The 20,893-nt window shown below is 67.0% G+C and carries 22 protein-coding genes; 7 read left to right on the top strand and 15 right to left on the bottom strand.

Translation table 11 applies throughout. The features are described 5' to 3' along the window. Positions 1–6 precede the first annotated feature (6 nt). The 4 genes from ACFQPD_RS08895 to ACFQPD_RS08880 form a co-directional block, all read right to left on the bottom strand. Positions 7–1,032, bottom strand: a complete 1,026-nt coding sequence (locus tag ACFQPD_RS08895) for a LacI family DNA-binding transcriptional regulator (protein WP_385900179.1) — start codon at positions 1,030–1,032, stop codon at positions 7–9. Further along, positions 1,029–2,054, bottom strand: coding sequence for a LacI family DNA-binding transcriptional regulator (locus ACFQPD_RS08890; protein ID WP_385900177.1), 1,026 nt, complete (start codon positions 2,052–2,054; stop codon positions 1,029–1,031). The genes ACFQPD_RS08895 and ACFQPD_RS08890 overlap by 4 nt, the downstream gene beginning before the upstream one ends. 309 nt (positions 2,055–2,363) lie before the next feature. Then, positions 2,364–3,650 carry a citrate synthase gene (locus tag ACFQPD_RS08885; protein ID WP_353082460.1) on the bottom strand — a complete coding sequence of 429 codons (1,287 nt, stop codon included), beginning with the start codon at positions 3,648–3,650 and terminating at the stop codon, positions 2,364–2,366. Positions 3,651–3,838: 188 nt separating this feature from the next. After that, positions 3,839–4,081 carry a DUF6458 family protein gene (locus ACFQPD_RS08880; protein ID WP_385900175.1) on the bottom strand — a complete coding sequence of 81 codons (243 nt, stop codon included), beginning with the start codon at positions 4,079–4,081 and terminating at the stop codon, positions 3,839–3,841. 146 nt (positions 4,082–4,227) lie between these two features. Here ACFQPD_RS08880 and ACFQPD_RS08875 point away from each other — a divergent pair, with 146 nt between their 5' ends. From ACFQPD_RS08875 to ACFQPD_RS08865, 3 genes are all read left to right on the top strand, one after another. Beyond that, on the top strand, positions 4,228–5,568 hold the full coding sequence (locus ACFQPD_RS08875) for an MFS transporter (RefSeq protein WP_385900174.1): 1,341 nt from the start codon (positions 4,228–4,230) through the stop codon (positions 5,566–5,568). A 256-nt stretch (positions 5,569–5,824) separates the two neighbouring features. After that, a complete protein-coding gene (locus ACFQPD_RS08870; protein ID WP_385900383.1) occupies positions 5,825–6,940 on the top strand; it encodes an amidase domain-containing protein in 1,116 nt (371 codons plus the stop codon). A gap of 222 nt (positions 6,941–7,162) precedes the next feature. Continuing rightward, positions 7,163–7,390, top strand: a complete 228-nt coding sequence (locus ACFQPD_RS08865) for a hypothetical protein (RefSeq protein WP_385900172.1) — start codon at positions 7,163–7,165, stop codon at positions 7,388–7,390. A 107-nt stretch (positions 7,391–7,497) separates the two neighbouring features. On the opposite strand, the gene ACFQPD_RS08860 is transcribed toward ACFQPD_RS08865, so the two are convergent. The 11 genes from ACFQPD_RS08860 to ACFQPD_RS08810 all read right to left on the bottom strand — a co-directional run bounded on the left by ACFQPD_RS08860 (position 7,498) and on the right by ACFQPD_RS08810 (position 15,226). Beyond that, positions 7,498–7,989 (bottom strand): hypothetical protein, encoded by a 492-nt coding sequence (locus ACFQPD_RS08860; RefSeq protein ID WP_385900171.1) that lies wholly within the window; start codon positions 7,987–7,989, stop codon positions 7,498–7,500. Positions 7,990–8,018: 29 nt separating this feature from the next. Beyond that, positions 8,019–8,285 (bottom strand): Txe/YoeB family addiction module toxin, encoded by a 267-nt coding sequence (locus ACFQPD_RS08855; RefSeq protein ID WP_385900169.1) that lies wholly within the window; start codon positions 8,283–8,285, stop codon positions 8,019–8,021. Beyond that, positions 8,282–8,524, bottom strand: a complete 243-nt coding sequence (locus tag ACFQPD_RS08850) for a type II toxin-antitoxin system Phd/YefM family antitoxin (protein ID WP_068751161.1) — start codon at positions 8,522–8,524, stop codon at positions 8,282–8,284. The genes ACFQPD_RS08855 and ACFQPD_RS08850 overlap by 4 nt, the downstream gene beginning before the upstream one ends. A gap of 571 nt (positions 8,525–9,095) precedes the next feature. Then, positions 9,096–9,893: an IS21-like element helper ATPase IstB gene (gene istB, locus ACFQPD_RS08845; protein ID WP_291918600.1), complete on the bottom strand. Its 798-nt coding sequence runs from the start codon at positions 9,891–9,893 to the stop codon at positions 9,096–9,098. Continuing rightward, positions 9,890–11,416, bottom strand: a complete 1,527-nt coding sequence (gene istA / locus ACFQPD_RS08840) for an IS21 family transposase (protein WP_385900168.1) — start codon at positions 11,414–11,416, stop codon at positions 9,890–9,892. The genes istB and istA overlap by 4 nt, the downstream gene beginning before the upstream one ends. 133 nt (positions 11,417–11,549) lie before the next feature. Then, the gene (locus ACFQPD_RS08835) at positions 11,550–11,801 is read right to left on the bottom strand and encodes a hypothetical protein (RefSeq protein ID WP_385900167.1); all 252 of its coding nucleotides are present in this window, start codon (positions 11,799–11,801) and stop codon (positions 11,550–11,552) included. A gap of 809 nt (positions 11,802–12,610) precedes the next feature. Continuing rightward, a complete protein-coding gene (locus tag ACFQPD_RS08830) occupies positions 12,611–12,853 on the bottom strand; it encodes a toxin (RefSeq protein ID WP_073186922.1) in 243 nt (80 codons plus the stop codon). Next, positions 12,850–13,083 carry a ribbon-helix-helix domain-containing protein gene (locus tag ACFQPD_RS08825; protein ID WP_073186923.1) on the bottom strand — a complete coding sequence of 78 codons (234 nt, stop codon included), beginning with the start codon at positions 13,081–13,083 and terminating at the stop codon, positions 12,850–12,852. Before ACFQPD_RS08825 ends, ACFQPD_RS08830 begins: the two co-directional genes overlap by 4 nt. A gap of 146 nt (positions 13,084–13,229) precedes the next feature. Continuing rightward, positions 13,230–13,385 carry a hypothetical protein gene (locus ACFQPD_RS08820; protein WP_385900382.1) on the bottom strand — a complete coding sequence of 52 codons (156 nt, stop codon included), beginning with the start codon at positions 13,383–13,385 and terminating at the stop codon, positions 13,230–13,232. A gap of 1 nt (position 13,386) precedes the next feature. Then, positions 13,387–13,719, bottom strand: a complete 333-nt coding sequence (locus ACFQPD_RS08815; protein WP_385900165.1) for an ATP-binding cassette domain-containing protein — start codon at positions 13,717–13,719, stop codon at positions 13,387–13,389. Between the two features lie 286 nt (positions 13,720–14,005). Further along, positions 14,006–15,226 carry a TIGR04053 family radical SAM/SPASM domain-containing protein gene (locus ACFQPD_RS08810; protein WP_385900164.1) on the bottom strand — a complete coding sequence of 407 codons (1,221 nt, stop codon included), beginning with the start codon at positions 15,224–15,226 and terminating at the stop codon, positions 14,006–14,008. Positions 15,227–15,525: 299 nt separating this feature from the next. On the opposite strand from ACFQPD_RS08810, the gene chvE (ACFQPD_RS08805) reads away from it, so the two are divergent. The 4 genes from chvE (ACFQPD_RS08805) to chvE (ACFQPD_RS08790) all read left to right on the top strand — a co-directional run bounded on the left by chvE (ACFQPD_RS08805) (position 15,526) and on the right by chvE (ACFQPD_RS08790) (position 20,849). After that, entirely contained in the window at positions 15,526–16,677 is a 1,152-nt protein-coding gene (chvE, locus tag ACFQPD_RS08805) for a multiple monosaccharide ABC transporter substrate-binding protein (protein ID WP_385900163.1), read from the top strand. Positions 16,678–16,751: 74 nt separating this feature from the next. Continuing rightward, positions 16,752–18,290, top strand: a complete 1,539-nt coding sequence (gene mmsA, locus ACFQPD_RS08800; protein WP_385900161.1) for a multiple monosaccharide ABC transporter ATP-binding protein — start codon at positions 16,752–16,754, stop codon at positions 18,288–18,290. Then, on the top strand, positions 18,290–19,465 hold the full coding sequence (gene mmsB / locus ACFQPD_RS08795; protein ID WP_385900159.1) for a multiple monosaccharide ABC transporter permease: 1,176 nt from the start codon (positions 18,290–18,292) through the stop codon (positions 19,463–19,465). Before mmsA ends, mmsB begins: the two co-directional genes overlap by 1 nt. A gap of 241 nt (positions 19,466–19,706) precedes the next feature. Beyond that, complete coding sequence (gene chvE / locus ACFQPD_RS08790) at positions 19,707–20,849, top strand: multiple monosaccharide ABC transporter substrate-binding protein (RefSeq protein WP_385900158.1); 1,143 nt, start codon at positions 19,707–19,709, stop codon at positions 20,847–20,849. Positions 20,850–20,893 lie beyond the last annotated feature (44 nt).

Below are 20,893 nucleotides of genomic sequence, written 5' to 3'. Positions count from 1 at the left end.
TGGGGCTCAGGCGCCAAGTCCTGTCTGGCCGGGGCCTGTCGAGGCACGCGCAACCAGCTGGGCGCCGGTGTGCACCTCCCGGGGCGGGCCCGCGTAGCCGTCGAGGCGATCCACCAGGAGACGCACGGCCTGCCGGGTCATTTCGGCGGCCTCGGGCGAGACCGACGTGAGCGACGGAAGCAGGAAGGCCCCTTCCTCGGTGTCGTCGAAGCCAGTCACCGCGACATCCTCGGGAACCCGCAGCCCCGCGTCGCGCAGGGCCCGCATCGCGCCGACGGCGAGGGCGTCGTTGACGCCGATCACCGCGTCGAACGCCTGCCCGGTGCGCAGCAGCCCGGCCATGGCCTCATACCCGGACTCCCGGCGGTCCCAGTCCGAGCCGGTGATGATGGTCACGTCGTCGCGGCCCAGGCCCGCGGTGCCGAGCGCGTCCAGGATGCCGCCAAACCGCTCCCCCGGATCATCGGCCGCGATCTCGCCGTTCCACAGCACCGCGAAGCGACGATGCCCCTGCGCCAGGAGGTGCCGGGTAACCAGGCGCATGCCGACGCGCTCCCCCATCGCCACCCAGTCGAGCCCGGTGGTCCGCGCCCCTCCGAGCTGCACCACGGGCCGGGGCGGGGTGACGTCGCTGGGCATCTCCCAGCTCAACTCGTGAGGCAGGATGATCACCCCGTCGACCCCTGGAGCCGCCTCGCCGAGGACGACGCGCCGCTCATCCTCACCGGTGCGGGCGATGATGAGCGTGGAGGTCAGCCCGTGCGTGGCAAGCTCCACCATGAGGCGCTCCGTCATCTCGGCGAAGTAGGGCTGATGGAGGTTGGGCACCACGAGGGCGATCCTGCCTGTGCGCCCGGACGCCAGACCACGCCCGGCCGCGTTGGCGACGTACCCGGTGGACTCGACGGCCTCCCAGACGCGGGCGCGCGTGGCATCCGAGACGTTCGGCCGGCCGAGGAGCACGTTCGACACGGTCTTGGCGGAGACGCCTGCCCTGGCGCCGACGTCCTGCAGGGTGGGGCGGGGGGTCATGTCCTCGGCCTCCCCATCGTCGACTCGCGCCGGACCAGATCCACCGGGATCGTGACCGCCCTGGGCCCGCCGGGCTGACGGCCCTCGATCCGGTCGACCAGGAGGTCCAGCGCGGCCCTCGCCATCGCCCTCGGGTGGGGGTCGACGGTGGTGAGCGACGGCGACGCGAACCGCCCGTCGACGAGGTTGCCGTTGCCGAGCACGGCGACACCACCGGGGCACTCGATCCCCCTCGACGCCAGCGCGACCAGGGCACCGAGAGCCACCTCGTCGTTGGCGCAGAGGTAGGCGTCGGCTTCCGGGAACCGCGCCAGCGCCTCATGGGCCGCGACCACACCGGCGGCGCGGTCGAGCGCAGGACCGCGGGCCACGAACGGAAGGTCGTCGACGGCGATGTCGACGGCGGCCAGCGCCGCCCGCAGAGCCTGCGAGGGACGTGTGGCCGCGACGCCCCTCTCGAGACCATGCCCGCGGTCGGCGCCCAGCACCACGGGGCGCGACCGCCCCATCACCACCAGATGCCGCGACACCAGCGCCGCGGCGACGGCCACATCCTCGTCTACCCTGTCCAGCGCGAGGTCCGAGCGGGTGCCCTGGAGCACCACCACCGCCGGCGGCTCAGCGCCCCCCTCGCCCACGCCTGGCGGCACGTCACCGATGACCACCACGCCGTCGTGCATGCGTCCGGCGGCCGAGACCACGGAACGGAGCATGGCGGGGTCACCGCCCGTGGGCTCGACGGTGGCGTCCAGGCCGCGCCTGGCCACCTCATCGACGAGCACCTCGACGAGCGTGGCGAGGTAGGGCCGACGGAGCCCCTCGACGGCGATCGCGACAGTGCCGGTTCGGCCGGTGCGCAGGTTGCGGGCGCTCGGGTTGGGAGTCCAGCCGAGCTCCGCGATGGCGGCACGCACACGAGCCACCACCTCCGGACGCGTGTGCGGCTCCTCGTTGACGACGCGGGAGACAGTCTTGATCGACACGCCGGCGAGCGCCGCCACCTCACGCATCGTCGTCGCCATGGCGCTCAGGATAGCGGCGGGCCAGCGGGCCAGGTCCGGACGCCTGCCCTGGTGCGTCGCGCCTGCCCTCAAGGACAGGCGCGACGCGTTCAGGCAGGCGCCAGGCAAAGGAAGGCAGGCGCGACGCATTCAGGCAGGCGCGACGCATTCAGGCAGGCGCGACGCATTCAGGCAGGCGCGACGCATTCAGGCAGGCGCGACGCATTCAGGCAGGCGCGACGCATTCAGGCAGGCGCGACACGCGAGGCGTCGATGACGAGGCGGCGGGCCCGCCCCCGAGGGGACGGGCCCGCCGCGTGGCTCGACTGATCAGCGCTCGGTGATCGGCACGTAGTCGCGCTTGGTCTCGCCGACGTAGATCTGCCGCGGGCGGCCGATCTTGCGCGTCGGGTCCGCGTGCTGCTCGCGCCACTGCGCGATCCAGCCGGGCAGACGGCCCAGTGCGAACAGCGCGGTGAAGTGCTGTGCCGGGAAGCCCATCGCCTCGTAGATCAGGCCGGTGTAGAAGTCGACGTTCGGGTACAGCTTGCGCTCGATGAAGTACTCGTCGTTGAGCGCCGTCTCCTCCAGCTCCAGCGCCATCTCGAGCAGGCGGTTGCTCCGGCCGGAGTTGCGCAGCAGCTCGTCGGCGTGGCCCTTGATGATCTTCGCGCGCGGGTCGTAGTTCTTGTAGACCCGGTGCCCGAAGCCCATGAGCTTGACGCCCGACTTCTTGTCCTTGACCAGCGACACGAACTCCTTGATGTCCAGGCCCTCGTCGTGGATCCTCGCCAGCATCTCCAGCACGGCCTGGTTGGCGCCGCCGTGCAGCGGGCCGGACAGCGCGTTGACGCCAGAGCTGATGGAGGCGTAGATGTTCGCGTCCGCCGAGCCGACCAGCCGCACCGTCGAGGTGGAGGCGTTCTGCTCGTGGTCCGCGTGCAGGATGAACAGGGTCTCGAACGCGCGCACGATCGCGGGGTCGATCTCGTACTCCTCCTGCGGGGTCCCGAAGGACAGACGCAGGTAGTTCTCGACGTAGCCCAGCTTGGTCTGCGGGTACAGGAACGGCTCCCCTACGGAGCTCTTGTACGCGTACGCGGCGAGCGTCGGCATCGAGCCGAGCAGGCGCAGCGACGCCTCCTCCACCTGCGCAGAGTCGTGCACGGACAGGGTGTCGCGGTTGAAGGAGCCGAGCGCCATGACGCCGGCGGCCAGCACCTGCATGGGGTGCGCCCCGCGGGGGAAGCAGCGGTACAGCTCGCGCATGCGCTCGTCGAGCATCATGCGGCGCGAGATCTTCAGCCGGAACTCGTCCAGCTGCTCCTGCGTCGGAAGCTCCCCGTAGATGAGCAGATAGGCGACCTCGATGAAGGTCGCCTTCTCGGCCAGCTGCTCGATCGGGTACCCGCGGTACTGCAGGATGCCCTGGTCACCGTCGATGAACGTGATCGCCGAGGTGCACGATGCGGTGTTCACGAAGCCGGGGTCCAGCGTCGTGGCGCCGGTCTTGGCCAGCACCTTGCTGATGTCGAATCCGTTGTTGCCCTGCGTGGCCTCCACGATCGGCAGTTCGAGCTCGAGATCCCCGTACTTGAGGACTCCGCTGTCGGTCATGCGATTGCCTTTCTTTGGTCCCGGCGACCATCGTGGGCGCCGTCGTGTCTACAAAAACGGGCGTGCGCCCCCACCATACAACCCTGGAGGGAACCTCTGATTGAAGTCCACTCCGGTTGTGGGGAGCGCACAAAGCAGCCCCTCGGCCACCGGGGGCGGGTGGGCGAGGGGCTGCTGGTCTGGGGGAGTTAGATCCCTTCGGACGACTCCGAACGGCGCACCGTTTCGCCGGTGTTCGGATCGTGCACGGTCCGGGTCTCGGTGGTCCGGCTGCGGTTCTGCGCCATGAGCGCCCAGATGAGACCGATCAGGCCGGCGGCCATCAGGATGTACCCCACGAGGTCTAGGCTGACATAGGGGATGTCGGCCTCGACGGCGAACGCCAGGATCGCGCCGAGCGCGATGAGGAAGACGGAAGATCCGATACGCATGATTGCCCTCCTTGGGGGGTCAAGGTTCTCGTTTCGGACACTACCCCTGGCGGGCCGGGTTCAAACACGTCTCACCAGCCCAATCTGACCATCCCCGTTTAGGGAGATGACTCCCGACGTTCACCGGCACGGCCTACATTGCTCGCGTGAGCACCCTCGAGCCCCCCGCCGTCGACGACGCCGCACCCCGCACCGGCGCGCTGTCCCCCACCCGGGCCCCAGGCCGGAAGGTCTTCAGTTGGGCCCTGTGGGACTGGGGGACGCAGCCGTTCGCGACCGTCATCACCACCTTCGTCTTCTCGGTCTACCTGACCAGCTCCGCCTTCGGGGACAAGGACGAGGTGACGATGAAGCTCGCCTGGGCCACCGGGACCGCCGGCCTGCTCATCGCGCTGCTCGCTCCCGTGCTGGGCCAGGGCGCGGACCGCACCGGCAAGCGCATGTTCCACCTGCGGTGGCAGACGTGGCTGCTGGCCGCGATCTGCGCGGCCATGTACTTCGTCGCCCCGGCCCCCGAGTACTTCCTGCTGGGGGCCGTGCTGCTGGGGGCGGGCAACGTCGTCTCCGAGATCGCCAACGTCAACTACTACGCGGCGCTGGACCAGGTCAGCACGCCGGCCAACGTCGGCCGGGTCAGCGGGCTGGGCTGGGGGCTGGGCTACCTCGGCGGCATCACGATCCTGCTCGTCATCATCGGCGTCCTCGGCTCGGACTTCACGCCCGACGACGTCCGCTTCGCCATGCTCATCTGCGGCGCGTGGACCGTCATGTTCACCGTCCCGATCTTCCTGGCCATCAAGGACCGGCGGCCCGACCACGTGCCGCCGTCGCTGGGCATCGTCGGCTCCTACCGCGAGCTGTTCCGCTCCATCGCCAGGGTCGGGCGCGACAACCCCAACACCCTGTTCTTCCTCATCGCCTCGGCACTGTTCCGCGACGGGCTGGCCGGCGTGTTCACGTTCGGCGGCGTCCTGGCGGCCGGCACCTTCGGCTTCACGTTCGGCGAGGTCGTCATCTTCGGGGTCGTGGCCAACGTCACGGCCGGCGTCGCGACGATGCTGTTCGGCCTGCTCGACGACCGGCTCGGCCCCAAGACCGTCATCCTGGTGTCGCTGGCGATGCTCGTCGGCCTGGGCCTGGGCATCTTCTTCCTCCACGACGGCGGCAAGACCGTGTTCTGGATCTTCGGCCTCGGCATGACGCTGTTCGTCGGCCCCGCGCAGTCCGCCAGCCGGTCGTTCCTGGCCCGCCTCATCCCCGAGGGCATGAGCGGCGAGATGTTCGGGCTCTACGCCACTACGGGGCGCGCGGTGAGCTTCCTGGCTCCGACGATGTTCGGCCTGGCGATCGCGGTCGGTGTCGCGGTGACGGGGTCCGCGGAGGAGTCGGCGCAGTACTGGGGCATCCTCGGCGTGGTGCTGGTGCTGCTGGCGGGCTTCCTCGTCGCCCTGTTCGTCAAGCAGCCTGCGCGCGCTGTCGCCTCGTGACCTTGTGCACGACCGCGGAGCGGCCGACCAGATCCAGGTTGTGGTGTAGCCAAGGGTCAGTCAGGGGCACCGAGTTGATAGACGCGACTTCAGGCAACTGGTTGATGTTCGGCGCGCTGAGCTCGACCAGTCATAAATGGACTTCCGCTGATCTAGGTTGGACCTGCACAGTCGACTTTCGGCCATAGCCAGTTGATCAGTGCAGCTCCGGAGACTGCCTGCGCAGGTAGGCTGTTACGGTGGCAACGTGAAGCCAATGAAGCTGGCCATACTGGCCGCCATTTCACTCGTAACCATCTCCCTCGTAGCGACGAACGCCCCAAAAGCGGCCCATGCAGAGACCCTCCCACCCCCCCGTGATCTTGTTGATCAACTTGCCCCACTGATCGAGGAGGCTTGGGAACAGTCTCCGACGACCCAGCAGTCCATGCGCGAGGGCCTTCCATCGACGATTGCCGATGACGTGGTTCAAGCACGCCAGAACTACGAGTTGGCCGGCTACCGAGTCGTCGACGCGGAGATCGTCCCATCGGGGCTTCCCGACGGCATCTGGCAGATCTCTACCACACTCACACTAGAGGACAGCGCGGGCACCTCAGAGGCAGGATGGAGTGAATACTACCGGTTCGATGAATCACTCGGGAGTGTCAACGTCTCCACAGTGAGCGATGAGGAAGCCATGAGCAGCAGGCCGGGTACGCGCAGCGAGACCGAGTCAAGGGATGCCCTAGCGTGGCAACCAGCTGTAGGTAGGAGTTCAGCCGTGCGCTCCGAGGCCTCAGAAGTAGCCGACCGAGACAAGGCGGACCTCAGCGGTTCGTCCACAGCATCGAGAGCCCTTCCAAGCCTGAACTACTATGCCATGAGAGATTATGCGCTTGAATGGACCACGTCGGACAACCTGAGCGAGTGGTATGGGGACGCCGGAAACAACTGCGCCAACTTCGCTTCACAGGTCCTAAACGCTGGCGGGTGGCCCGCACACCGCGACTATATCTGCAGCAGCTCCTCGTTCGATAACTGGACCCACAAGAACAACGCAAGCCCATGTCTCTTCCTCAGCAGGTACTCAGATACGTGGTCTAGATCACACACCCAGCAATCGTGGATGATCCAGCGGGGAGGAAAATGGCGACTTCCGAACATCTGGGAGGCGCGCTTGGCGGACTACCTCTATGTCGATTGGGACCCCAACAACGTTCCGGACGGCAAGATCGACCACGTCATGATCGTTACCGGACACTCGTCGACGAATGAACCTCGGATCTCCCAGAAGAGCAGCAACCGTCACAACATACTCTTGAGCGAGTCGATCCGCATCGCACAAAGCCAAGGCAAGAGCACCATCCATTGGTACGGGCTGATCACCTAGCATGGTCCTCCACGAATGGCGCGCTTCCCCACGAGTAGCACGATGACCGAGTATGTGGAATCGTCAGCAGTCCTGGCTCTGTTCGCCCTGCTGCTACTCCCTGCCTTGCTGGTCATCGCAACAGGCGCCGCCCTCCTTGCCCGACGTTCGGCCGGTCACTCGCGAAGTGGGTGGCCAGTAGCCCTGACCGGGACGTTCCTGGCACTGACAGTATTCGTGATCATGCTGTGGGCCCCCACGGTCCCTCAAGATTCGGGTGTCGACCTGTCCTGCGACCAGGCGTTCGTATCTGTCACGTTCCATGGTTCGCCCGGCAACGTCTTCCCGGAGTGGGCCACCAAGTGTCAGGCGGCCGGCGCGCGGCACCTCATCATCAGTGGACTCCTGACCGTCGTCTGGATGGGATGGGCTCTGGTGCGGATGGGTCGTCGCTCGAGTCTGCGAAGATGATGGAGTCTCTCGCCACCGGCGGGATCCCGTGACAACGAAGCCCCCATCGGATGCCTGAGTGCCGCCACCAGGCGGGCCAGGCCTGAGTTCAACAATTCGGGCCTGATTTAGTGCCCCGCTCGACCAGGGATCTTGGTGAGGATGGCTTCGGCTTCCGCGGTGAGCCGTGGTTGGGCCTGGATGGGCTGGCCGGCGATGGTGATCGTGACCGTGCGCAGGGGGCGAAGTGTCTGCACGAGGCGCTTGATGCTGACGCCGGTCTGCTCTTGGAGGTGCCGGGCGACCGCGAGCGCGGCGAACACGATGGTGAGGTGGGCCTCGATCGGTTCGCGCTTGCGGTGGAAGATCGGGCGGGCCTGGAGGTCTCCCTTGGCCATCCGGAAGGACTCCTCGACGTGCCACAGGTCCCGGTAGGCGGCCACCACCGTTGCGCCGTCCATGACGTCGGTGCCGATGTTGGTGACGTAGCCCTTGAACCCGGCGCAGAACCTGGCACGTTCGATGACGTCCCAGTTGACCTCGGGCTTCTTTCCGTCGGCGTCGTTGGTGACTTTCACGAACCGGTCCCGGGCGACGGGTCGAAGGCTGCCCTCGCTCACCGCGGCATGTCCGGATGTTCGGTGAGTGGCTACTCGTAGTGGCTCCACATCCTCAGGATGTGGACGACGTGGCGATCAGGGAGCACCCCATAGACAAGTCGGTGCTGGATGTTGATGCGCCGTGAGTAGCAGCCAGCGAGGTCGCCGACCAACTTCTCGTACTTGGGTGGCGTGGTGAACGGATCCTGAGCCAGAACCTCTAGCAGGTGCTGCGCCTTCGTCTTCAGCCCTGAGGAGGCCAGCTTCTTGGCGTCCTTCTGGGCCTGGCGCGAGTACACCAGAGTCCAGGGACTCACCAGTCAAGCTCGGTCGAGCCCGCGTCGACGCCCTCCGCGCGGGCGCGCCGGATGGAATCGGCCAACCCCGGTACCGACTCAAGGAACAGCGTCTCCTGGATGGCGAGCCAGTCCTCCTCGCCGATAAGCACCGCGTTGCCACGCTGGCCGGTGATGGTCAGCGGCTCGGACTCCTCGTTGACCTGGTCGATCAACCGGTACAGGTTCGCGCGGGCAGACGTTGCGCTTACAGCAGTCATGGGTACCACCTCCACCAAGCAGCGTACGTTATGACGTACGTTCCTGCAAGTATGGACGGAAGAGTCGAGGTCACGCGTCAGTTGCACCGATGCGATCCGGTCTGGCCATACACCTGCCACACCGGACTCGACCGTCCCAGGAGCGGCATGTGCGCGCGTTTAATAGAGTGCATGTCCGCTCAGGGTTCGGAGCGGAGATGTTGTTGGAGAACGGTGGCTTCAGCCTCGGCCAAGCCACGGGAGATAATCGCCGCCGCGGCACTGGCTGCCATCGCAGTTTGCGCCAACAGCGCAATCCACCCGAGACTCCCGAAGGCCCAGAACCCGAGTAGAGGCACGACCGCCCCCGCGATCAAGAATCCAACCGCGAGCCACGAGGGCGGGCCCCTGCGCACACTCAAGACGAGCAGGAAGAACCCCGCTATCCCTGCCAACAGCTGTCAAGGGCCACTGGTTTCTGCCCGGAGGCGGACATGAAACCTGCCCGGTGGCGGTCACGAGATGTGCCCGGTGGTGGCCATGGGATCTGCCCCTGGGGGGTTGTTGGCCATCCACCTCGGTCGAGGCTGGGTTAGTGCAAGGGGGTCACCCCCCGGCCGGCGAGGGCTTGGGTGAGTCGGACGCTGTCGCCGCTGGTTTGGCAGACGTGGGCGTGGTGGAGGAGCCGGTCGACGGTGGCGGTGGCCAGGGTTTTGGGCATGAGTTCGTCGAAGCCGGCGGGGTGCAGGTTGGAGCTGATCGCGACGGAGCGTTTCTCGTAGGCGGCGTCGACCAAGCGGTAGAGGCCCTCGGCGGCGTCGTGGGACACGGGTAGCAGGCCGATGTCGTCGACGACGACCAGGTCGGCGCGCAGGATCCGGGCGATGGCTTTCGACACGGTGTCGTCGGCGCGGTGCCGACGTAGCAGCAGGCCGAGGTCTTCGAGGGTGAACCAGGCGACGCGCAGTCCTTGTTCGACAGCCAGGTGGCCGAGTGCTTCGAGGAAGAACGTCTTCCCGGTGCCGGAGGGGCCGCAGACGACGAGGTTCTCCCGCCGGCCGACCCATTCCAGGGTCCGGAGTGCTTGTTGGGTGGGGGCCGGGATCGAGGATGCTGTGTCCTGCCAGGCGTCGAAGGTTTTGCCGGTGGGGAACCCGGCGGCGGTGCGGCGGGTGGCCAGCGCGGAGCGTTCACGGCCGGTGACCTCCTCGACGAGGAGGGCTTTGACGACTTCGGCGGGGTCCCAGCGTTGCGCTCGGGCGGTGGCGAGGATGTCAGGTGCTGCGGTGCGCATGTAGGGCAACCGCATCCGGCGCAGCAACGCTTCCAGGTCGGCCGGTAGCGGCGGGGCGACCGGAACCCCAGCCACCGGGGCGCTCTGGCCGGTCATGAGGCGATCTCCTCGGGGTTGGTGGTGCCGTAGGTGGCCCAGCCGCGGGTGCCTTGGGTCAGGGACTTGTCTTCGCTGGCCTGCAGCTGTTGGGGGTGGGGTCGGCTGCGGTGGTGGTCGAGGATGGAGGCCAGATCGGCCTCGGCGAAGCGGCCGTGGACGGCGGCATGTCCCAAGGCCCAGTCGACGTCGGCGGGGTTGAACAGGCGTGCGAGCTGGACCGCGGCGGCCATCTTGACTCGCATCTTCCCGGCGCCCGCGGCGGCGGCCTCGACCAGCCAGATCCGCGCCCCTTCACCCAGGGCGAGGAACTCGCTGTCAGCCACCGACTTGGGTGTGGGGGTCCGTTCCAGGGCGCCGGCTGGTGCGGGCGGGAAGTGCGTGTCGTCGAGCATCGGCGTGCCGGGGGTCGCGCGTCGGTGGCGGGCGACCTCGACCGGGCCCGTGTCGGTGAGGTGGCAGATCACGATCTGCTCATCCGCGCCGCGGCCGTGGACGCGGACCCAGACCGTGGCCCCGCAGAGCCGGTGCGGGACGGAGTACTGGCCGTGTTCGAAGTTCACCATCGGCGTGTTGTCCGGCACCACCCTCGTGGTCCCGAACGCGACCGTGAACGGCGCCGCCGCGACAGGATGCAACCGCGGCCGTTCCTCGGCCAGCATCTCGACGGGGGCCCGTCGGGTGACCCGATGCGGACGACTGTTCACCAGGTCGCAGAACGCCTCGCAGGCGGCCTCGAGGTCGGCGAACGTGTCGTAGGCGTCGCGCAGGTTGGCGTCGGTGGGCACCAGGTCGGCCTTCGCGAGCTTCACCGATGATTCGGTGCCACCCTTGCTCGCCGGGTCCGCCGGAACACATGTGTGAACGGTCACCGCGTAATGCGCAGCGAAGGCGACCAGCTGCTGGTTCCGCACCGGGATCCCGGCGATGTGCTCGCTGGTGACGGTCTTCTCGTTGTCGGTCAACACATACGTCGGGACGCCCCCGATCCGGCGGAACGTGACATCCAAAGCCGCGAACACCGAGGGCAGGGTCTTGTCCCGCAGCGGCAGCACCACCCGGAACCTCGACCACGCGACCCAGGCCACGAACAGCACCGTCTTGACCCCGTCGATCAACGGCCCGTCGCCGTAGTCGTACTGCAACCACATCCCCGGCTCGGTCACCCACGGCCGATGGACCCTGCGGTTCCCGACCCGGAACGCGGTCTTCGCGGCCGCGACCGCGCGGCGGGTGGTGCGCTCCGAGCCGGTGTAGCCCAGCCATACCAGCTTCTGGTGGACCCTGTCGGCGCGGACCTTCCCCTTCGACCGCTCGACCCACTCCTCGACCTTGTCCAGGTAGTCGTCGATCAACCGGGACCGGCGGGCCGTCCCCGACGGCGGGCCACCCAGCTTGTCGCGGGCCTCCACATAGCGTTTCACCGTGTGATGAGAACACCCCACCAACTCCGCGGTGTCACGCAACGACCCAGTCAGATCGTAAGCATCCAAGATTTCCATGATTTCCTCGGCAGACTTCAAGATGTCCCTTCCCCGGGTGACGAACAGTGCTTCAGCACCACTCATCGCACTCGAGGAAGGGACGCCGACCGCGGACGCGGCCAGGCAACGGATGTCGTGTCGGGCAGATCCCATGGCCACCACCGGGCAGATTTCATGACCGCCAGCGGGCAACTACATGACCGTCACTGGGCATTTTTCCGTGTCCGCCGACAAACAGCGCAAGCGGCGCATCGAAACGAGCTACGCCGAAAAGAAGTGGGTCGAACCACGAGTGCCACGTTACCGTCGGCTCGAGTCCGAGTGCGGGGTCAACGCCCCACCGCAGTTCCATCGTCGGGAGAAGCATCACCACGACGCCCCCTGCCGCGACGATTAGGGAGGCCATGCCCAGCCAGCGCTTCATCGTAGGATCATCTCAGAACGCCGAACCCACCGGGACGGACCCCGCACTGCATAGAAGGGGTATGCGGCAGTTCCGGACGTCCGTAGATCGGCACGGCTGCGGCAGATCCGCGCTTTTCCAGATTATCCGGCGGGGCTGGATCGACATCGCCCCCTGGAGAGACTCTCGGATCCCCGGCTGCAAACACCATGGAGTGCTCGCCGGACGCAGCAACCACCGATCCTGCTAGTTCGAAGCGCGCACCGGCCTGCGTAAGCGCAGGCCGTGACGGCCATGGAGCACGATAGCCGCAGTCATCAAAGCCGGGACGATTGCGAAGTAAACCCCATAGACCACAAGGTAGAAAACGAGTACTCCCCACCATCCTCGATCATCCCACAGCATGCTGATCGGAAGTAGAGTCATCGCCGCAGCCGTCACGCCCACGGCCAAGACGGTCGCCCATCCAGACGGCGGACGCCAAGCCAGCAACGTGACCCCGGCTACAGCTGCCAGAGCAGTGCAAGCCAGCGAAAGGCTGGACCACGCCAACGGCGTCTCGTTAGGGCCTCCGAGGAGTAAGTGGGCGAGGGTAGGGACCGTCAGCATGATTCCCGCTGCGGCCAAGAAGGCTACAGCAATTCGGGCGGGGAAGGGGTAAGGCTTCTTCATGCCTACAGCATGGACCATCCCCTCACCGAACAAGTAGAGCCCGGGAGTCCGTCCCCGCCAGCCGCACCGCGCCTCGTTCCAAGCGCCGGACTGGTTGAGCGTGCCTTCTTCACCCTTGGGAACGCGGCATGAGCGAGCGTGCTTCTGTGCCCAGCTAGTCATGGCAGTAGGTCCCAGTACTGCTTGCGGGCAGGCATGGCGTGGATGACCATCTCTTCCCCGCTCTCGAAAACCAGGACAACCGTCTCCAGCAACCGAGCCGCGGTATCGAACCCGAGCCGCAGTTCCCGGTGCGGCCACTCATCCTCGTCAAGGGGCTCAATCCACAACGACCAGTACGCGGCCTGCACCGCATCCTCCTGAGCGATGCCGTGCTTGAGTGCGCTCGGGTGAACCTTCACGCGGCGTAGCCGGCCAAGGCGCGACGGATCGCCTCCGAGCGCGACACGTGATCCCGCTCAGCTGCCGCGTCCAGCTCGGCGAGCTCCTCGGGCGTCAGGCGCACCGCGATCACCTGCGACGGCTCAGCGCCGCGACCCGGACGGCCGCGTCCTCGCCGCAACAGCTTCTCCGGGTCGTAGCCAGCTTCTGCTTCGTCGGCCCACTTCTGGATCTGCTCGTCACTGACCATGCACAAATCGTATAACGAAAAGGGAGCGCGGGGAAGAGTCCCCTGGAACTTTGCGCAACTCGGCAGTTCCCGACGTCCGCTCGTCGGCATGAGCGAGGATCGACCCGCCAGCCCTCAGGCTCGACCGGGCGGGCCGATCCACCGCCTCAGGCCGCGGCCGTCTCCCGCGCGTGACGCCGTCGAGCCTCCCGCCGGACGGCCTGTCGGTCGGGATCGGGCACCGGCGAGGCCAGCAGCAACTTCTGCGTGTAGGGGTGGGCCGGACGCGTCGTGAACTTCTCCGCGTCGCCCTGCTCGACCAGCTCACCATGGCGTCGCGTGGCATGTGCACGCGGTCCAACAACTCCTGAACGCGCTTGCGGGCGTCGGATCGGATCCCTGGAAGACGATCCGGCCGCCGGTCACCGGGGCGAGCCCGAGGACTGCCCGGCCCAGCGTCGTCTTCCCCGATCCGGACTCGCCGACCAGACCCAGGGTCTCGCCGGCGCCGACCGTTCTGCATGACGACGACGCGGTCGCAGATGTCGGCGACCACCCCGAAGTTGTGGGTGACCAGGATGATGCCGAGCCCCAGCCCGCCAGGGCTAGGGCGGCGACGGCGGTGAGGGCCGTGGCCGACAGAATGCGTGACGTCATTGTCTGTCCTTCGAACAGGGGGCGACGCCGATGTGGCCGGCGTGCCCGGTCTGGGGGCGCCGCCCTGACTGTCGTGGACTCGTGGAGGCCTCAGAGGGGTGTGCTAAGTACGCCAGCTGGGTTGCCGCACGCCAAGGAGTTGCCGACTGTTGCCGTCACGCTCGACACGCGTCGGGCCACGCCGCCTCCCCTCGCGGGCCGCCGGTACGCGACCCCATGCCCTCCCCGGCCCGGCCTCTCCCCGACCCCCCGGCACGACACGCCGTCGCACTGGCTCTCCGAGGCCCTATACGGTCGCGAGGTCCGAGTTCTCCTGCTTTTCGTGCTGCGCGACCCACGCCGCCGGCCGGTACACGCACGTCGGATCCGACGCCAGCGGGTCGCCCACCATCGCGTGCGCCCGGGCCCGCGACCCCCCGCAGATCCAGTTGAACTCGCACACCCCGCACTTACCGGCGTACGACGACGGGTCGCGCAGTGCCTTCATCATCGGCGCCTCGGCGTAGATCTCCCGGAACGACTGCTCCTTCACCGACCCGCAGCGGTACGGGAGGAAGCCCGACGGGTAGACGTCGCCGATGTGGTCGACGAACGCGAAACCGCGCCCGCTGTTGACCCCGATCGGCGGCCGCGGCGGGCGACGCTCAAGGACCTCACCAAGCAGGGCCTCCGTCTCCGCCGTCAGCCACGCGTGCAGCTCACCGCGCACCGGCAGCGGCTCCCCCGCCGCGCGGGCGTCGTCGCGCTGGATCGCGACGCGCCGGTAGTTCGGCGCCTCCGTCACCTTCACCGCGATCCGGTCCGACACGTCGTGCAGCCAGTGCAGCACGTCCTCCATCTCCTCGGGATCCAGCGGCTCCAGGTTGGAGCCGCGGCCCATCGGGACGAGGAACAGGACGTACCACATGCCCGCGCCCATCTCCATGGTCCGCTTCAGCAGGGCGGGCAGTTCGCGCAGGTTGTTGCGGCAGATCGTCGTGTTCACCTGGAACCGGAAGCCGTGCTTCACGACGAGCTCGGCCGCGGCCATGGTGTCGGCGAACGTGCCGTCGATGCCGCGGAACGAGTCGTGGGTCTCGGGGGTGGCGCCATCGAGCGACAGGGAGAACGCCTTGACACCGGCCTCCCGCACCGACGCCAGCCGCTCGTCGGTGAGCAGCGGGGTGACCGACGGCGACAGCGCGATCGGCAGCCCGATCGACGTGCCGTAGGCGATCAACTCCTCGAGGTCGTCGCGCTCGAACGCGTCGCCCCCCGACAGGATGACGATCGGCTTGGGGGTGCCGTAGGCCGCGAAGTCGTCCAGGAGCGCCTTGCCCTGTTCGGTGGTGAGCTGCCGAGGGTCGGCGCGCGTGAAGGCATCGGCGCGGCAGTGCCGACAGGCCAGCTGGCAGGCGCGCGTGACCTCCCACACCAGGACGTGCGGGCGCTCGCCGGCGTCGTGGTGGAGGGTGCGCACGACCCCCTTGCGGGCCTCGTGCGGATGGGTCTCGGGATGCGGCGCCACCCGGACATACTACGACACGTCGTTTCGGTATCCACCGCAGCCCCGGCCTAGTTGACGCTGTTTCGAGGCACTAGACGATCGTTATCATTTTGCAACCATCCCCACCCCCCGATTCGGTTGACAGCGCTATCACCCGGGGACAGAATCAAGGCCAACGGAGAGACAACGCCGTCCTGATCGTCGAGAACTCATTGCCCGAGGTCAGGTCACGCGCATCGCGCTTCGCCTCGCACACCCGATGCGACCCTCGGGCGGTCGACAGCCGTCCGTCACCTCTTTACCGTTCTCAGGAGGAACGAATGAAGATGAAGCAGTTCATGACCGCGGCTGCGGGCATGGTTCTGGCCTTCGCCCTCACCGCATGCGGTGGCGGCGGCGCAGGCAGCACCACCGAGCCCACCTCCGGGTCGACCGACTCCGCCAGCGCCAGCGCGCCCGCGGGCGGCGAGGCAGGCGGCGCCGTCGGCGTGTCGATGCCGACCCAGACCTCTGAGCGGTGGATCGCCGACGGCGAGGCCGTCAAGTCGCAGCTCGAGGAGGCCGGCTTCACCGTCGACCTGCAGTTCGCCAACGACGACATCCCCACCCAGTCGCAGCAGATCGACCAGATGATCACGCAGGGCGTCAAGGTCCTCATCATCGCCGCGATCGACGGCACCGCACTGGCCCCGCAGCTCGAGAACGCCGCGGCCCAGGGCATCAAGATCATCTCCTACGACCGCCTGATCCGCGACAGCGAGAACGTCGACTTCTACGTCTCGTTCGACAACTTCAAGGTCGGCGTCGCCCAGGGCCAGTCCCTCATCGACGGCCTCAAGGAGCGCGGCGAGGGCCCGTTCAACATCGAGCTGTTCGCCGGCTCGCTGGACGACAACAACGCCCACTTCTTCTTCAAGGGCGCCATGAGCGTCATCCAGCCTGAGATCGACAACGGCACCATGACCGTCGTCTCCGGCCAGACCGACATCGAGCAGGCCGCCACGCTGCGTTGGCAGCAGGAGACCGCGCAGAAGCGCATGGAGGACCTCCTGACGGCCCACTACCAGGACAAGAAGATCGACGGCGTGCTGTCGGCCTACGACGGCCTGTCGCGTGGCATCATCACCGCCCTGCAGAACAACGGCTACTCCGGCACCGTCGACGACGGCTTCCCGGTCGTGACCGGGCAGGATGCCGAGATCGCTTCCGTCAAGCTGATCCAGGACGGCGTGCAGTACTCGACGATCTTCAAGGACACCCGCCTGCTCGCCGAGCAGGCTGTCATCGCCGCGCAGGCGCTGCTGGCCGGCGAGGAGCCCGAGGCGAACAACACCACCGATTACGACAACGGTGTGAAGGTCGTCCCGTCCTACCTGCTCGACGTCGTGACCGTCACGCAGGACAACATCACCGAAGCGCTCGTCGACACCGGCTACTGGACCCAGGAGCAGATCGACGCAGGCGTTGCCTGATCCAGGCACCACGATGGCCCGGCTCCTCAGGGGCCGGGCCATCGTCGCCAAGTGACATTTCCGAAAGGCGACGCATGAGCGACAACCAGACCATCCTCGAGATGCGCAACATCACCAAGACGTTCCCCGGCGTCAAGGCGCTCTCGGACGTGACCCTCGAGGTCAAGCGGGGCGAGATCCACGCCATCTGTGGCGAGAACGGCGCGGGGAAGTCGACCCTCATGAAGGTGCTGTCGGGGGTCTACCCGCACGGTACCTACGAGGGCGACATCATCTTCGAGGGCAAGGAGTGCACGTTCTCCTCGATCAACGACTCGGAGCATGCCGGGATCGTCATCATCCACCAGGAGCTCGCCCTGGTTCCTCTGCTGTCGATCGCGGAGAACATCTTCCTCGGCAACGAACAGGTGGAGAAGGGCCGGATCAACTGGCACAAGACCAACGCCGAGGCCGCGAAGCTCCTGGCCCGTGTGGGGTTGGACGAGAACCCCGTGACACCGATCAACCAGATCGGTGTCGGCAAGCAGCAACTTGTGGAGATCGCCAAGGCGCTCTCGAAGCGCGTGAAGCTTCTCATCCTCGACGAGCCGACCGCCGCCCTGAACGACACGGACTCGGCCCACCTGCTGGATCTACTGCGTCACCTGAAGGAGCAGGGCATCACGTCGATCATGATCTCGCACAAGCTGAACGAGATCACCGCCATCGCCGACGCCACGACGGTGATCCGCGACGGCATGACGATCGAGACCATCGACCGCGGCCCTGAGATGACGCAGGAGCGGATCATCAAGGGCATGGTCGGCCGCGAGCTGGACAACCTCTTCCCGGAGCACACTCCCAACATCGGCGAGGAGATCATGCGGGTCGAGGACTGGACGGTCCTGCACCCCACCGTCGCCGGCCGCAAGGTGTCCGACGGCGCGTCCTTTGACGTCCGCGCGGGTGAGATCGTCGGGATCGCCGGCCTGATGGGCGCCGGCCGCACCGAACTGGCGATGAGCCTCTTCGGTGGGGCCTACGGCCGCAAGGTCAGCGGGCGGTTGTTCCTGCACGGCAAGGAGGTACAACTCCATTCGGTGGCCGACGCCATCGACGCCGGTCTCGCGTACGCCACGGAGGACCGCAAGCGGTACGGGCTCAACCTCATCGACGACGTCCGCCGCAACATCTCGGCCGCCTCGCTGGACAAGATCGCCACCTACGGCGTGGTCAACTCGAACGAGGAGATCAAGAACGCGGAGCGGTACCGCAAGGAGATGCGGATCAAGACCCCGACGGTGATGAACGTCGTCGGTCAGCTCTCCGGCGGCAACCAGCAGAAGGTCGTCTTGTCCAAGTGGATGATGACCGCCCCCGAGGTGCTGATTCTCGACGAGCCGACGCGGGGTATCGACGTCGGCGCCAAGTACGAGATCTACACCATCATCAATGCGCTCGCCGACGCCGGTAAGGCCGTCGTCGTGATCTCGTCGGAGCTGCCCGAGCTGCTCGGCATCTGCGACCGCATCTTCACTCTGGCCTTCGGCCGGATCACCGGCCAGCTCCCCCGTGGAGAGGCGACCCAGGAGAGCCTCATGAAGCTCATGACCAAAGAAAGGGAGGCCGCGTGATGGCCACCGTCAAGGACCTTTTCTCCAAGAACCTACGCCAGAGTGGCATCGTCATCGCGTTCGTGGCGATCGTCCTGCTGTTCACGGTGTTGACGGGCGGGACGCTGCTGAACCCGACCAATGTCAGCAACCTGATCCTGCAGTACTCCTACATCCTCATCCTCGCCATCGGCATGCTCTTCGTCATTGTCGTGGGGCACATCGACTTGTCGGTGGGCTCGGTGGTGGCGTTGGTGGGCGCAGTGTCGGCCACGCTGATCATCAAACAGGGCATGCCCTGGTACGTCGGCGTGATCGCCGGCCTGCTGGTCGGCCTGGCGATCGGCGCCTGGCACGGCTTCTGGGTGGCTTACGTCGGCATCCCGGGCTTCATCGTGACGCTGTCGGGCATGCTCCTGTTCCGGGGCATGACGTTCCTCGTCCTCGGTTCGGTGTCGCTGTCGCCCATGACGTCGGAGTACCAGCAGATCGCCAACGGGTTCCTCAACGGATTGTTGGGCGGCTATGGATATGACCTGTTCACATTGTTGATCGGCGTCTTCGCGGTTGCCGGTTTCGCCTGGACGCAGTGGCGCAGCCGCCGGGCGCGCATCCGCTACGAGCAGGAGGTCGAGGGCATCGCGCTGTTCGTCGCCAAGCTCGCCGCGGTCGCCGTCGTCGTGATGTTCTTCGCGTGGAAGCTGGCCACGGCCCGTGGCTTCCCGATCGTGCTGATCGTCCTCGCGGTGCTGATCATCACCTACTCCTTCCTGGCGAAGAACAGCATCTACGGTCGTCACGTGTACGCCATCGGCGGCAACATCAACGCCGCCATGCTGTCGGGTGTCAAGGTCAAGCGGACGATCTTCTGGGTCTACGTGCATATGGGTCTGCTCACCGGCATCGCCGGCGTGGTGTTCTCGTCGCGCACCAACGGCGCCCAGCCGGCCGCGGGCAACATGTTCGAGCTCGACGCGATCGCGGCGTGCTTCATCGGCGGCGCTGCCGTCACCGGTGGCGTCGGCACCGTGATCGGCGCCATGATCGGCGGCCTGGTCATGGCCGTGATGAGCAACGGCATGCAGCTGATGGGCGTGCAGACGTCCATCCAGCAGATCGTCAAGGGTCTGGTGCTGCTGCTGGCGGTTGCGTTCGACATCTGGAACAAGCGTCGGGCGGCGGCCGCCAAGGCCTGATAGCACGACGTCGTCGCGGCGCCCGTGGGCTTCGGCCCCGGGCGCCGTGTCGCGTCCACGGCGTGTTGCCGGTCGCGCCCCCGCGCGGCGTTTGACAACACATGGTGCGCATGACAGGATTTCGTTCAAGTGAGAGACAAAGTTGTGCCGCCCAGTCGACGAAGTAACTGGAAGCGGCGCCTCTTGCTTCCTGGGGGCGGCGTGTGCCCGTTCCGGACCCAGATCATCCCGAGGAGGATGTATGAAGATGCGGAAGCTCCTGGCTCTGACCGCGAGCGCGGCCATGGCCTTCACCCTGAGCGCGTGCGCCGGTGGCGGCGCGGGCAGCACCCCTGACAGCACGGGTGCGGCCGCGACGTCCAGCGCCGGTGGCGAGGCGGGCGGGGGCGGCACCGTCGGCGTCGCGATGCCGACCAAGACCCTGGAGCGGTGGATCGCCGACGGCGACGCGGTCAAGTCGCAGCTCGAGGAGGCCGGCTTCACCGTCGACCTGCAGTTCGCCAACGACGACATCCCCACCCAGTCGCAGCAGATCGACCAGATGATCACCCAGGGCGCCGATGTCCTGATCATCGCCGCCATCGACGGCACCGCACTGGCCCCGCAGCTGCAGGTGGCAGCCGACCAGGGCATCAAGGTCATCGCGTACGACCGCCTGATCCGCGACAGCGAGAACGTCGACTTCTACGTCTCGTTCGACAACTTCAAGGTCGGCGTCGCCCAGGGCCAGTCCCTCATCGACGGCCTCAAGGAGCGCGGCGACGGCCCGTTCAACATCGAGCTGTTCGCCGGCTCGCTCGACGACAACAACGCCCACTTCTTCTTCGACGGGGCCATGAGCGTCCTACAGCCCGAGATCGACAACGGCACCCTCACCGTCGTCTCCGGCCAGACCAGCATCGACCAGGCCGCGACGCTCGGGTGGCAGCAGGAGAAGGCCCAGAAGCGCATGGAGGACCTCCTGACGGCCCACTACCAGGACAAGAAGATCGACGGCGTGCTGTCGGCCAACGACGGTCTGGCCCGCGGCATCATCACCGCCCTGCAGAACAACGGCTACTCCGGCACCGTCGACGACGGCTTCCCGATCGTGACCGGCCAGGATGCCGAGATCGCCTCCACCAAGCTGATCCAGGACGGCGTGCAGTACTCGACGATCTTCAAGGACACCCGACTGCTCGCCGAGCAGGCCGTGGCGGCCGCCCAGGATCTGCTGGCGGGCGAGGAGCCCGAGGCGAACAACACCACCGATTACGACAACGGTGTGAAGGTCGTCCCGTCCTACCTCCTCGACGTCGTGACCGTCACGCAGGACAACATCACCGAAGCGCTGGTCGACACCGGCTACCTCACGCAGGAGGAGATCGACGCGGGCGTCGCCTGACCCAGACTCCCACGATGGCCCGGCTCCCCTAGGGGCCGGGCCAT

Source organism: Tessaracoccus sp. O5.2 (assembly GCF_964266725.1).
Lineage (GTDB): Bacteria > Actinomycetota > Actinomycetes > Propionibacteriales > Propionibacteriaceae > Arachnia > Arachnia lapidicapta.
The sequence above is the reverse complement of the archived record's forward strand: the minus strand, read 5'-3'. Positions and strand labels throughout refer to the sequence as shown.